This window comes from Leptospira weilii (assembly GCF_006874765.1).
GTDB classification, from domain to species: Bacteria; Spirochaetota; Leptospiria; order Leptospirales; family Leptospiraceae; genus Leptospira; species Leptospira weilii.
This window is the reverse complement of the sequence record NZ_CP040841.1, coordinates 235,001-247,500: the sequence shown is the minus strand read 5'-3', so window position 1 is coordinate 247,500 and position 12,500 is coordinate 235,001. Positions and strand designations below refer to the sequence as shown.

The 12,500-nt window shown below is 40.6% G+C and carries 11 protein-coding genes (2 of these 11 running past the window's edge); 4 read left to right on the top strand and 7 right to left on the bottom strand.

The features are described from left to right. A protein-coding gene (locus FHG67_RS20665; protein WP_004500849.1) for a PDZ domain-containing protein crosses the window boundary here: on the top strand, window positions 1-1,293 show its 3' portion. It extends 261 nt beyond the left edge of the window; 1,293 of the gene's 1,554 nt are visible here — the last part of the coding sequence; its start codon lies beyond the left edge, outside the window; its stop codon occupies window positions 1,291-1,293. 75 nt (window positions 1,294-1,368) lie between these two features. Here the strand turns inward: FHG67_RS20665 and FHG67_RS20660 are convergent, their stop codons facing one another. Together FHG67_RS20660 and FHG67_RS20655 are read right to left on the bottom strand one after the other, a co-directional pair. Then, complete coding sequence (locus tag FHG67_RS20660) at window positions 1,369-2,601, bottom strand: AZOBR_p60025 family cell surface glycopolymer formation protein (protein WP_085985845.1); 1,233 nt, start codon at window positions 2,599-2,601, stop codon at window positions 1,369-1,371. Between the two features lie 5 nt (window positions 2,602-2,606). Beyond that, window positions 2,607-4,178, bottom strand: coding sequence for a hypothetical protein (locus FHG67_RS20655; RefSeq protein ID WP_036075548.1), 1,572 nt, complete (start codon window positions 4,176-4,178; stop codon window positions 2,607-2,609). 530 nt (window positions 4,179-4,708) lie between these two features. On the opposite strand from FHG67_RS20655, the gene FHG67_RS20650 reads away from it, so the two are divergent. Further along, complete coding sequence (locus FHG67_RS20650; RefSeq protein ID WP_002624998.1) at window positions 4,709-5,386, top strand: biliverdin-producing heme oxygenase; 678 nt, start codon at window positions 4,709-4,711, stop codon at window positions 5,384-5,386. A 1-nt stretch (window position 5,387) separates the two neighbouring features. Beyond that, window positions 5,388-6,584, top strand: a complete 1,197-nt coding sequence (locus FHG67_RS20645; protein ID WP_002625039.1) for an MFS transporter — start codon at window positions 5,388-5,390, stop codon at window positions 6,582-6,584. A 256-nt stretch (window positions 6,585-6,840) separates the two neighbouring features. On the opposite strand, the gene FHG67_RS20640 is transcribed toward FHG67_RS20645, so the two are convergent. The 3 genes from FHG67_RS20640 to FHG67_RS20630 are packed head-to-tail and all read right to left on the bottom strand — an operon-like array spanning window position 6,841 to window position 10,247. Beyond that, window positions 6,841-8,943 carry a TonB-dependent receptor plug domain-containing protein gene (locus tag FHG67_RS20640; protein ID WP_142499943.1) on the bottom strand — a complete coding sequence of 701 codons (2,103 nt, stop codon included), beginning with the start codon at window positions 8,941-8,943 and terminating at the stop codon, window positions 6,841-6,843. A 4-nt stretch (window positions 8,944-8,947) separates the two neighbouring features. Beyond that, a complete protein-coding gene (locus FHG67_RS20635) occupies window positions 8,948-9,640 on the bottom strand; it encodes an HmuY family protein (RefSeq protein ID WP_004500816.1) in 693 nt (230 codons plus the stop codon). A gap of 13 nt (window positions 9,641-9,653) precedes the next feature. Then, window positions 9,654-10,247: an LIC20153 family lipoprotein gene (locus FHG67_RS20630; RefSeq protein ID WP_004497269.1), complete on the bottom strand. Its 594-nt coding sequence runs from the start codon at window positions 10,245-10,247 to the stop codon at window positions 9,654-9,656. A gap of 296 nt (window positions 10,248-10,543) precedes the next feature. Here FHG67_RS20630 and FHG67_RS20625 point away from each other — a divergent pair, with 296 nt between their 5' ends. Then, window positions 10,544-11,350, top strand: coding sequence for a leucine-rich repeat domain-containing protein (locus tag FHG67_RS20625; RefSeq protein WP_172616542.1), 807 nt, complete (start codon window positions 10,544-10,546; stop codon window positions 11,348-11,350). An 18-nt stretch (window positions 11,351-11,368) separates the two neighbouring features. Here the strand turns inward: FHG67_RS20625 and FHG67_RS20620 are convergent, their stop codons facing one another. Continuing rightward, on the bottom strand, window positions 11,369-12,118 hold the full coding sequence (locus tag FHG67_RS20620) for a hypothetical protein (RefSeq protein WP_004501586.1): 750 nt from the start codon (window positions 12,116-12,118) through the stop codon (window positions 11,369-11,371). A 345-nt stretch (window positions 12,119-12,463) separates the two neighbouring features. Beyond that, window positions 12,464-12,500: the 3' portion of a YbaB/EbfC family nucleoid-associated protein gene (locus FHG67_RS20610; protein ID WP_002624971.1), read on the bottom strand. 269 nt of this gene lie beyond the right edge of the window; the window shows 37 of its 306 coding nt (coding positions 270-306); its start codon lies beyond the right edge, outside the window — the gene reads right to left on this strand; the stop codon is at window positions 12,464-12,466.

The following is a 12,500-nucleotide window of genomic DNA, read 5'->3' as shown; positions in this document are numbered from 1 at the left end:
GTGGTCACAGAAGGAAATCGAATCCTGATTCCCTATTCGCTTTTACCGGATGCGACTTTGATCGAAGTGAAAAAATATTCTTCCTATTCCGAGATAAAAGCGCTCGTATTTCGTCATGATCCGGAATCCAACCTCGCTCTCCTTCGAGTCGAGAAAAAGAATTTCTTCGATGATCTTATCCCGCTTACGTTTTCCCCAGTTGTCGTGTTTCCGAAGCAGGTCAACGTTTACCAACTTGATAACTCGGGTTCGATTCAAACGACAAGCGTGACTTTTTTGAGTATGGATATGGATCAGATGCCTCTTGGTCAGGTAGAACTTCCCGTTGTGGACGTGAGTTCCAGCGAGGGTTTGAACGGCTTCGGAGAAGTTGCGATTGAGAACGGAAAAGTTTCCGGTCTTCTTTATGATTTTACTTCTGGAAAAAATTCAGGTAGAATTATTCCCTCTTTTGTCATTCAAAAATTCATCGAGACTCCGGGAACGGACGTATTCGGTTATAAAGGATTTCGTTTTCGTCCGATTACGGACGACTCTGTAAAAAAATATTACGGTATGGAAAAATCCGATTCTGGAATTTTAGTCGCGGATGTGATTCCAGGTTCTTCGGCGAGCGGAGTTCTGAAGCTCGAGGATATCATTCTTGAATTTGGAGATAAGAATGTGGACTCGAAAGGATATATCGAACACCCTTTGTATGGGAAACAAGTTCTTTCCTTTTTGGCACACTCCGGGGATTCGTTCGGATATTCATTGGGAAAAGAAATTCCTATGCTTGTACTGAGGGATAAAAAAAAGATTCGTTTGAGTATGAGGTTGAAACCGTTCCCTTATTCGGCGGTTCGAATTCCGTTTAAAAATGTTCCCGCCTCCAACGATTTCGCCGTGGAAGGCGGCTTTGTGTTTTTGGAACTTTCCGAACCGCTTCTGGAAGAATGGGGAAAGGATTGGAGATCCAGAGTTGATCGAAAGCTTCTCTATCTTTATGATTATTATAAGTTTCACGAAAAAGAGGGAGATGTCGGAAAAATCGTTCTTCTTTCTCAAGTCCTTCCGGATGAATCCAATAACGGTTTCCACGATCTTAGTTTTAAGATCGTGGAAAAAATCGACGGCCAAAATGTGAAATCGGTCCAGGATTTAAAACGAAAGATCGGACAAGGTAAGTCCGATTATGCTTTGATTTCTTTGGACGATGGAACCGAGATCGCTTTGGATAGAACGAAATTAACGGAGATTAACGAAAGAATTTACAAGAGTTATAAAATCCGTTTTTCAGAGAATGGGAATTAAAAATCCGTCTGAGATTCGAAAAGGTTTCTTGTTCTGAACTTGAAATTAGAATTTAAAATGACGCAAAAAAACTCTTCATTTCCAGATCTCATAGGGAAGCGTCGAAGAGATAAATGTAAGTTTGAGCAAAAAAATGAAAACGATACTTCCGGTAACGATCCAATAAGCGAAGTCTGAGATAGAGTCGTCCTCTAACTTCCAAAAGATCAAAAACGCAGTTGAAACTGTAAACATCCTAGAAACGTTTTCATAGGAAGACCAATACAGTACATAACCTGCGGAAAAAATGGAAAACATCACCAGGAAAAAAGCAAGTCGCTCTGCGATTCCTTTTTTCCAATTTCCGCTACTGAGAATGAACAAACCGACGGCGAATAGAATAAAGATCGGAACTCTGGAAAATTTCTTTGCAAAAAGAATTAGGCCCGTTTCAAAATTGGGAGCTTGCAAAAAAAATACCATAGAAGGATGATTGATCTCTTTCCAATAACCGATAAGGCCGTCTAACGGGGTGAAAAAATCGGTGAATCTTGCCGGAGACCAATTTGGGAATTGAGTTCTTAAAAAAACGGCCCAAAGAAACGGCACAAATAAAGTCGAAACGATGATTACCGCGTCTTTCCATTTTTTTTTCGAGAGAGCCTCAATTCCAAGAGGAAAAAGTAAAAAGAGAGCTTGTTCCTTTGTTAAAATTGAAATTCCCCCGAACAAAGAAAACCAAATCCGTTTTTCTTTTTTGTAAAACCAAAATGTTATCACTAAAAATCCGGTTAGAACCGCATCGCAGACTAAAAGCGAGTAACTTCCTAAAAGAAAGGGCGAAAATAAATAGAGACTTGAATAAATGCGATGTTTTTCACCGCAAAGATCTCTTAATAGGAACCAGGAAATCAAAACTAGGACGAGATTTAAGAAATACATTCCGAATACGGTTCCCCAAGTTCCGAACCAGCCGAAGACGGAAACAAAGAGAGGATAACCGATTCTAGATGCGCGAATGTTTTCTTCGAATCCTTTAGGCCAGTTTAAATTGAATTCGCTTAACATTCTGGAATAATAATAAAAGATTTGTCCGTCGTAGCCGGCTCCTAAATCACCGGGACGGCCTAAAAATACAATCGCACCTTTTGGAGTTTCCGCCGCATTTTGAACGACGAATTGCATTCCGAAGTTGATTTGGGAACTCGGATTCCAATCGTATTTTTTCCAGATTAAAAAGGAAGAAAAAGCGTATAATAAGATGAACAGAGGAATAATTAAGAGAGGATTTACAAATAAGGATCGGATTTTTGAAAAAAACGCATCCAATTTCATTATTCTTTCCGTGTTGAAACGTTTAAAAAATTCAAAATGGCATCGGTATATAAAGCGGAACTGCGTTTTGCTCCGTTGAAAGTCAGATGATGAGGATCTAAAAACAATTTTTTGTCGGGAATCGCGTCCTTGAGATCGTAAAAACCGAGTGTATCGCTTTTGTGAGAGCTCAAAAATTTAAGATAGCCCTGGTACCAGTTTCCATTTTTGTAATATTTACTTTCGATTGGATTTTCGGGGGAATTGATGATGATCAATTTTTGACCGTTCGCTTTAAATTTGGCGATCGTCTTTTCCAAGAATTGCATTTCGGACCAAGTGAAATAAGGGGAATTACCCAAGATTTCTTTGTTCTTCTGAATTTTTTTCAATCGGTTGAGTGCGCCTTCGTTTTCGGGATTATAGTAAAGACGTTTTTCGTAGTCTTTTAGATAATCTTCGTCGGACATGGCTTCGATCCGATCATCGTCCAAGCCGTGAATTCTTTCGTAGGAAATTCCAGTTCGAATCTCGTTGCGGCAAAAATTCTGCGTTAGACGAATTCCGTATGTTGCGGCAATTCCGAAAATTCTCGCGTCCACTTCGTCCGAACTCGTAGTCGGAGAAACGGTGAAACGAAACTTCGCCTTTTGAGGAACGTTACTGGATCGATCTTTCTGAGTTTCCAAAACGAGAGAATGCCAACCCGATTTCGTATAGGTTTTGCCAAAGGAAATGAATTTGAGCGGAAGTCCGCTCTCGGTAAATTCTTCGATTGCAACATTGATTCCGGGTTTTTGTACGAAAATCTCTTCCGACAATTTCCCGTTTTTAAGTTCGCATTCGATCGTGAATCGAGGCGGAGTCCAACCTCTTAGAAAGATTCCCTCTTCCGGCATCGCGCCCGTGTAGTAGTGATAGGAACGCATCGTTCTCGTATGATGTTCCATGTATTCTATCCAAGGATCGTATACGAAACTTCTAAAGCGGTTGAGTAAGATCAACGCTTTGGTCAATTGGGCGAAGAATTCCCCTTTCGTATAGTCTTTCCAGTGGTCCGCAAGGAACTCTCCCGGAAAAATAAAGCGATTTTGATGACGGATTTTGTAGTCTTTTAATCTCGCTTGTTCGTCGAAACTAATTTCAGAATATTCTTTTTTTTGAATATAATCTAATTGTAAATCTGCTGGATTTAAAACGTAGACCACGAGTTCTGGCTTTTTATTTAAAATATCGTCAGAATAGTAATAAAGATCTGTGGGAGATAGGGCGGGATGAGAGTAAAATTCTGCTCTGAATTTTTCCCCGTCTTTTATGTTGGACGTTCGTACTTCATCCGTAATCTGTTTCGGATATGCGGAATAGAGAGCGACGCTACTCCCTGCGATGAGAATCCCCTTTTCGTCTTTTTCAAAACGAATGTTTCTTTGTTTATGAAGAAAGTTATACCAAGGAGAAGTGTCCCATTCTAACTCGTTTGGAAATTCGAAAAGAGCGATTGGAAACAGAACTCGATCTAAAAATAGGAATCCAAGTAATAGAAGCAGAGAGATCCAGATCGTTTTGATTTTTACTCGAGTTTCGGGATTCATTTTACCTTGGAATTGTAACAGGTTCCGTAAGAGTATGATCTCATGGGTATCCACACTAAAACCGTTCGGACTTTTGTCCAGAGGAAACGGGCGAATTTCAAAGTCCCGCTCTTGATCATGTTTTTTCAACGAATGTAAGCGTGATGAGGACGGCTATTTTTTAATTTTATTGAAACAAGCGGGCACCATTAGCCTAACCCTACGGATTCCCAATTTTTACGTTTTTGTTACCGTCGTTTTCCCCACAATAAGTCTATTAAAATTCTATCTTTCTCATTTGTATGAACTCCTACGGTTTTTCCCAGGAATCTCTTTCAAGATTTTCGTTTTCCCGGGTCTTCTTCGCAAAGTATCCGTGGTTAACAATTCTTCGTTTGTAAGAGTTCCCACAAATTCTTCGAAAACTCTCTCTCGGGTTCATTCTTTGAAAAGCTTGAACTTTCTCGATAAAATCGGTAATTTGTGTAAAATAAGTTTGATTCTCAGTATCAGATTAAAAGAATTGTCACAGTATTGTCAGGAGGTACAGGATGAGTTTAGCAACCATCTTACGAGAAGGAACATCCGAAGAACACAAAGCTGCAGAAGGCTCCGCTTTCATTCGTTGTTTTATGAAAGGAATTTTAGAAAAAGGAACTTATGCAAAACATTTGGAAGCGTTTTACTTTGTTTACGAATCTATGGAAGAAGAATTGGAACGTCATACGGGAAATGCGGTACTAAAATCGATTCATTTTCCCGAGCTTTATCGAAAAGATTCGCTTTTAAAAGATCTTCAATTCTTTTATGGAACCTGGAAACCAACGGATCGTCAGCCTAGCGCGGCGGCTCAAGTTTATGTAAAAAGAATCCGGGACATTTCAGAAACTCGGCCGGAATTGTTGGCTGCACATTCCTATGTCCGTTATCTGGGAGATCTTTCCGGCGGGCAGATCTTGAAAAAAGTTGCGGCCAGAGCTTTGAATCTTCCGGAAGGACAAGGGACTTCTTTTTACGAATTTCCCGCCATTCAAGATATCAACGGATTCAAACAAAATTATCGGGCCGCATTGGATTCTCTGCCCGTAAACGATTCTGAAAAGCAAGCGATTCTATCCGAATCCAAACAGGTATTTCTTTTAAATCAGGGAATTTTTTCCGAACTGGAACAGGACTTGATTTCTGCAATCGGTAAGGAAGTTTACGATACCGTTCTGGGAAAAGGCTGATTTGAAAAAATCCGCATACTTTTTACCAGTGGCCGTTTTTTTGGCGATGCTTCCGGTCACGATGATCGTGCCCGTATTTAAGGAAATTGTAAAGGATAGATTCCAATCGGGGAATGGGGAAGTCGCCTGGTTTTTGAGTATAGCGATGCTCGGATCTTTTGTTTTTTCACCGATCGCCGGTTTTCTTTCGGATTATTTCGAAACTCGTAAAAAACTCATCGTTCTTTTTTGCGGGTTTGATGCATTGCTTTTAAATCTTCTTCCTTATGCGGAAAATCTCTCCACACTTTTGTTTTTTCGCTTTTTGGAAGGAGGAGCGCACGTATTCGTGATCGGATTACTTCTCGCTTCCGTTGCTGACTTTGAGCATGGGGAAACTAAACTCGAATTCGGCAACGGAAGTCTGATGGGTTTATCCGGAATGTTACTTTCTTTGGGAGGAGCCGTGGGACTTTCTTTCGGCTTTTTAGGGAAACAGGATCCAACCCTACCGTTTCGAATTGGTTCTGGAATTTTATTATTTCTTGGTTGGATCGTATATCGGTTTGTTCCCGAAGAAAAGTTGAGATACTCCAAAAAACATTCTTGGAAAGAATCCGGAGTTCTCTTTTTAACTCATCCTCTTCTCTTGTTTCCTCTCGCATTCCAGTTCTTGGATCGTTTCACTTCCGGATATTTTATGAGTTCTCTGAATCTGCGTCTTCGGGAAAAGTTTTTCCTTAATCCTTCCGAGACCGGAAAAATGTTATCCTTAGTTTTTTTACCGATGGCTCTTTTATCTTATCCTGCGATTCGTCTTTCCAAAAGAACCGGAAAGTATTTTCCGGTTGCAATCGGATCGTTAATCTACGGGGTTTCTTTGGCCCTTTCCGGAATGTTCCAGTCGGTTATATGGATCGGTGTTTCGCTTTTATTCTGCGGATTGGGTGCGGGATTGATGTTTGCCACTTCTTTACGACTTGCCTCTTCCCTTTGTAAGCGCGAAAATAACGGGCTTGTGATGTCCGGTCTGATGGGATTCGGCTCCCTTGGGTTTTTTCTGGGGCCGATCTCTTCGGTGGGGTTGGATCGGATCTCTACTGTTTGGGCTCCTTTTTTAGGATCTTCTCTCACCGCATTTATATTCGGGTTCGCGCAGATTCTGATTGTTTTGACAAGTATTCCGTTTTACAAGATCCTCAATAAGAAAGAACTTTAGAATATTCTAAAAATATTTTATATTTGGGCTACTCATCTCACATAATAGAATGTCTAAAATTCTGCGTCTAAACGCGGGATTTCTGTTCAAATTAACGGTACTCTATTTTATAGGATCAGTAATGTGATGACATTTTTATCCGATTTGTGTCGCGTTTCTACACTTTGACAAACCTCACGCGCCGCGCGATTACTACCTTGAAAATTATTTCCGAAATAACATTACAAGTAGTTTTGTTTTGGAGGTTCAACGAAATCTAAAACTGAGCGGAAAATCCACCGTAATAAAACCGAGGTCGAGTCGGATTGTAGGCAAGTTCGTATTGATTGAGCACGTTATCCACTCCCAAAAAAAGAGAAAAGTGTTTATTGAAGAATTTCTGTTCGATTCTTACATTCAGAATCGTAAACGGTTTTCCGTAAATCACGGGAGGATTTTCGTTCAATTTAACTTCGGTGGGAATATAGTCTTGTCCCCCCAGATTGTTCGTGGCACTATAGAACGGCCTTTTATCCAGATGTTTTCCTCTCAGATTGAATTGAAACCCTCCGGGGGAGTTGTAGATGAAGTTTGCAGACGCCTGATGAAGCGCCCTTCCTTCTAAAGGTCTGTCCGTATTTAGATCTCTTGTATCGGTATGATTATAACCCAATTCGAGCGTGAAGTATTTTAAGAATTTATACTGAACTCCGAATTCCCCTCCCCTCGTATATGCCTTGGCGATGTTCTGTAATTGAAATTCGGCAAATTCCTTCCCTTTGTTCGAATCGAATTTGTACTGGATTAAATTGATAATATCGTTGCGGTATAAACTCAGGGAAAATGTCAAAAAACGAAAAGGACTGTATTCCAAGTCCGAGTTGATCGTGATCGATCGTTCTGGTTTTAAATTCGGGTTTCCTTCCACTACATAACCTACGGCGGGATTTTCAAAACGAAGATATAATTCCTGAAAGCTGGGCGGACGAAAACCCCTTCCGTAACTCGTCCTCCAAACTAGGTTTTGAAAAATATCATAGCGGGCCGCAAGCTTGGGAGTCGTTTGATTGCCGAATTGAGAATCGTCGTCGTATCTTACTCCCGGAATCACTCGAATGCGAGGAGAAGTGGAGACGGTCCACTCGTCTTGAAAGAATACGGCCTTTCTAGTTCTATATACGTATCGACTTTGTAACCGATCCGATTCTAATTCGTTTGCGAAGGATTCGGCACCTATCGTGATAAAATGTTTTTCGGAAGCTTCCATGTCCAATTGAACGGTTCCTTGGGAAGTGAGTTCTGCGTTCAATTGTTTCACGTCTAATTCGTCCGACCCTCTTTGGTTGTTGTAGTATTTGTTTTCCCATTTGGAAATGTTTCCTCGAAAGGAGATCAAATTTCTTTTTCCAAATCCGTATTCCAAAGAACCCGTGGCTAAAAAATCGTGTGTTTTATTATTCCGATCAAAAGTTGCTTTGGATTGAGTTACGTCCACACCGTTTTGATCCCTGTGTTGGTAAAGAATTCTCGTTTTACCTTTGAAGTTTCCGTCCGGGTTGAAGGTGAGATTCATCCCCGTGTTTAAATCTTGATAAGCGTTTCCGGTCGTAGCCTGAGAATTCGAAACTAGTCTGTAACCCGGATTTTTATTGTAACCTGCGGAAACCGCACCGCTGACGAATTCGCTTCTAAAACCCATGTTGGCGCTAGTATTGAATTCCCCTTCGGTGTTGAAATTTTTTCGACTTCCGTTTCCGTAAGTGGTGCGCATTTCGTAGCTTAGTTTTTTATCCGCCTCTCTTGTGATGAGGTTGATAACTCCTCCGATTGCGTCTGCTCCGTATAACGCTGATGAGGCGCCTTTTACGATTTCGATTCTCTCTAAGTTCTGGACTTTGAATCTGCTGAGGTCCACGGCATTGTTTAAACGTCCTGCAATCCTTTCTCCGTCGATTAGAATCAGAACGTATTGCGAATCGAGGCCGAGCATTCGAACTCTTGAACCTCCAAAAAATGGAACCACATCGATTCCCAATTGGGTTTCTAAAACTTCGGCTGCGTTTCTTGCACCGCTGGCTTCTATTTTTTTACGGGAGATTACTTCGGTCGCAACCGTGGAGTCTTTGAGTCTTCGTTCGCCTCTGGAGCCTGTGACTACGATTTGGGATTCTTCTGGAATGTTTTGCCCGTTTTCTTTTCGAAGTGATTCTGCAGCTGTGTTGTCGTTTTTCGTAGTAATCCTGTTAGGCGATTCTTCTTCGATGACTTTGTTTCTAACTTTTGTGCTTTCATCTTGAGCTTGGACCGAAATGCAAAAGAGAATCGGCAATAGGATCTGAATCGATTTGAATTGAAAGAGCCGACGGATCGAAAAGAACATACGGTTAGTAGGGAATTTGTTTCCATCTTACGGTGGGATGCGCCGAGGTTCCCTCGGAATTATAATAACCGGTAATTTGAAAGAGGTAGTATTCGTTTCCAGTACTGGAACGGATTATAAAAACATTATAATTAGGCTGCAAAAAAGCGAAAGTGTAATTAAACCATTTGTTGAGAACGTTGTTTCCCACGTAGTTGGTTTGAACTCCGCCAGCCGCGATTTCAGATACGTTTGTGTCGGGGGAAAAAGAAGCGTTTGTACAACCCAAGGCCGTAGAATTACTCGAAGCCGCGGCGTTAAAATCGGTGAGAGCAGGATTGGTTAAACAGGCTCCTCCTTGTCCCTTCGAATAGGTCAAGCCTCCGTTTGTCTGAAGCTTGAATCTTTGAAAACCCACGTCCCAGCCTTCGGATGTATCCGGAACAAAAGCCTGAGCTTTGTCTGCAAAGTTGTATTTGATCCATACGTCATACGAAACCGATCTGACTTTCGTGGTAAACGAACCGTCTTCGTTCGCTTCTGTGGAAAGAATTTTAGAACGATTCGCTTCTTCGATTTGTTTTTGTAAGGCGAGAATCGATTGTTTGAACGCAAGTTCTTCGTTATCGACCGCGGAATGTTGTCTCGCGCAGGAAACAAGGAGCAAGGCTCCGAGTCCAGAGAGAAATAGCGGTTTGAAGTTCAGAAATGCGTTCATTTGAATCGATATCTTATTGTAGTTGAAACGTAGTCACAGGAGGCTCGGAGGTTCTACTCGCAAGATAGAAAACAAAATAGTAATCTTTACCTTTTGTAGCATTCAGAGTATACGTGTAAGGACCGTCGCCTGCGGCGGAACCGTATTGGCCTTCGCTAGTTGTCGTGTAAGTTGATCTTGTCGTATCTTGAGCGACATCGGAAAGCCCACAAGAAGAGGCATTGTAGACCAAAGGAGCGTTTTCATTGTTGGAACTTCCTTCGTCAAAATCCGCAACGTTACGTCCGGTAAAAACAATTTTAGTTCCATTAGCTGCATCTGTAACTTTAACGGCTGCGATGGAATGATTTACGAATGGAACCTTGCCATAAATAAGTGTTTGAACGGAAGTGGTTGCGGTCATTGCAGGCAGGGAAGCGACCTTGCCTTTGACGGTTGCGGAACAGTTATAACTGGGGGTTAGGCTGACTAAAGCCAAAAGAAGCATCGAAGCAGCAGCGTCGCCGTCTTTCTTGTCATCGTTCTTATCGTTTTTGCAGCTTAAGAGTAGCCCAAGGATGAGGCTAAAAGTAACTGCTATTTTCGCATATTTTTGAATATTTCTCATAATGTACTCCTTAAGTAATTGAGCCTATCTTGAAATTGTGAATATGAGAGTCAAACTCAAAATCGTGCGTGAGGAGAAGGAATTTTCTGTTCTTGTGAGTTTATTTTACTGATCCCTATAAAATAGAGTACCGTTAATTTGAGCACAAATCCCACGTTTAGACGCAGAATTTTAGACACTTTATTATGTAGAGATGAGTAACACTTAAAAAACCTATCTCGGATGTTACCTTTAAAATCTTAAATTCTAACCCGTGAGCTTTGAACGCTTAAAGTGTGGGAACTCTTACGCCAAAAATATATACTTCTCTTGAGCTTTTTATTTTAAAAATTGGCTTCTTTTTCTTAAATCCTAATTCTCAATCGTACCAAATTATGATTCGGATCTGTTTTTTTTCTTTATCCAAGATTTTGATTACCGGTTTCTGCTTTTGGACTTTTTCATGTGTTCTTTTAGAAAAAGAACCTGTTTCCGGTGGAGTTCCCGTCTTTTCTAAAGAAGGTAAAGTTCTTAGATATTATCCGTATCAGATTCGTTGGATCGGATTTGATGAGAGTGAATTTCCGGATATAATCCGGTTGGTCGATTTTAGAAATCTCGCTTCTCTGGAAATTTCCCATCCGGAGTTTCAGAATTTAGAAGAACTCAGTTCTTTAAAGACAATCAGTTTTCTAAATGTAAGCGGGACCAAAGTAAAGGATCTTTCCGTTTTATCCAAATTGCCCGTTCTACACAGTTTGTATCTAAATGAAACATCCGTGGATGAACAAGATCTGAAACGATATCCCGGAGTCGGTAAGTTGACTAAATTAGGTTTGTATAAAACCAAAATTCGCGATCTTTCTTTTATTGGCTCGGAGTGCAAACTACAACAACTCGATATTCGAAACACGGAAGTCTCCTCTCTGGAACCGATTGCAAATTGTAGGAACCTTTTGGAACTCCGAATCGGACATACTCATGTCAAAGAGATTCGTTCTATCTACGAAATGAGGAATTTACGTTATTTAGAATGGTCGGGCTTGGATCTTTCCCGAAAAGAATTAGATCTAGTTCGAGAGCGACTCCCCTACCTCAAGTTGGTTCCTATACACGCAGATTGATTATAATATTCATTTTTTTTAATATGTAAGCGGTCCGGCTTCTGAGCGATTGTCGTAGAGGAGAATATCTTCTTTTTCTATGGGAACTCCTTCCGCTGTGACTTGTCCCGTGGTTTCTATGATCTTCAAAGCACGAACCGGATATTTTTGCCCGTTTTCTTTTTCCAATACGATGGTCGCGTTTTTTCTCACCCTGGAAAGCCTAAGCCCCCAGACTTCTAAAATTTTTCCTTCATTTTCCAAAACGAGTGCGCTGATTTTGTTTGCATCGGAGGATGCCGATTTTCTATAAACTCCGCTTGGATTTCCGGGTATAAAATCGGGTTCGATAGAAATCGAATTGGATTGGATTGATTCGATTTGAAAGGAAAGATGATCACAATCGTATGCGCGAACTAAGGCCCATCGGTTTCCGGATTCTCTGTTCGTAAAAACTCGGCAGGATTCCGGAATCAATTGTGCCCCTCTGTTTGTTGTTTTTACGATTCCTTCAATTCTGGTTTCTTCTCGATTTTTGCTGAGAGTTACGCTCAACTGAGCAAATATGAATTTGCTCTGCTTTCGGGTCATATCCAGGAATAACTGCCTCACAAAATAACCTTCTTCCAGTTTTTGAATTTTGGAATAATATTCTCCGGATAACAGGGGTAAGACGGGTTTGTGAGGAGGAACACCTTCCGTTTTTGAGTTGTCCAAAGAACAGAATCGGGTTGTGAAGATACAAATTGTGAAAAATACAAAAAATCGTCCCTTTTTACGATTGAACATTGGATTTAGCGTTGATGATTCCTGAATATACGGTATGCAAAAAGTTTAAGAGTTGGGAAAAAATCTTCAATCAAGTTTTCTGGTGTTCTTTCTCGTTTCTAAAAAAGTGGAAAAGGCATATTTGTATGTACATAAAGTTTAATTTCGAATACGGATCGTTAAGTGAACTGGAAACTACTCAAAAAAATACTTTATCTTTGCTTAAAATGCTGATCCCGAATCAAATTATTCTAAGATATTTTTGAGATAACTTCTATCGTTCGAAAACAAATCTAACCTTTCGATTTGAAATTCTAAAATTTCAAGCTGGGCAAAAAGTGTTTGAGACGAGAAGTAAGGAAGAACTCACTCCATTCCCATCATTTCGCGAAATTCTCCCATT

Excerpts from the sequence above, each read along its gene's own strand:
- FHG67_RS20655 (WP_036075548.1), bottom strand. The coding sequence starts at position 4,178 with ATGAATCCCGAAACTCGAGTAAAAATCAAAACGATCTGGATCTCTCTG.
- FHG67_RS20650 (WP_002624998.1), top strand. The coding sequence starts at position 4,709 with ATGAGTTTAGCAACCATCTTACGAGAAGGAACATCCGAAGAACACAAA.
- FHG67_RS20640 (WP_142499943.1), bottom strand. The coding sequence starts at position 8,943 with ATGTTCTTTTCGATCCGTCGGCTCTTTCAATTCAAATCGATTCAGATC.
- FHG67_RS20635 (WP_004500816.1), bottom strand. The coding sequence starts at position 9,640 with ATGAACGCATTTCTGAACTTCAAACCGCTATTTCTCTCTGGACTCGGA.
- FHG67_RS20630 (WP_004497269.1), bottom strand. The coding sequence starts at position 10,247 with ATGAGAAATATTCAAAAATATGCGAAAATAGCAGTTACTTTTAGCCTC.
- FHG67_RS20620 (WP_004501586.1), bottom strand. The coding sequence starts at position 12,118 with ATGTTCAATCGTAAAAAGGGACGATTTTTTGTATTTTTCACAATTTGT.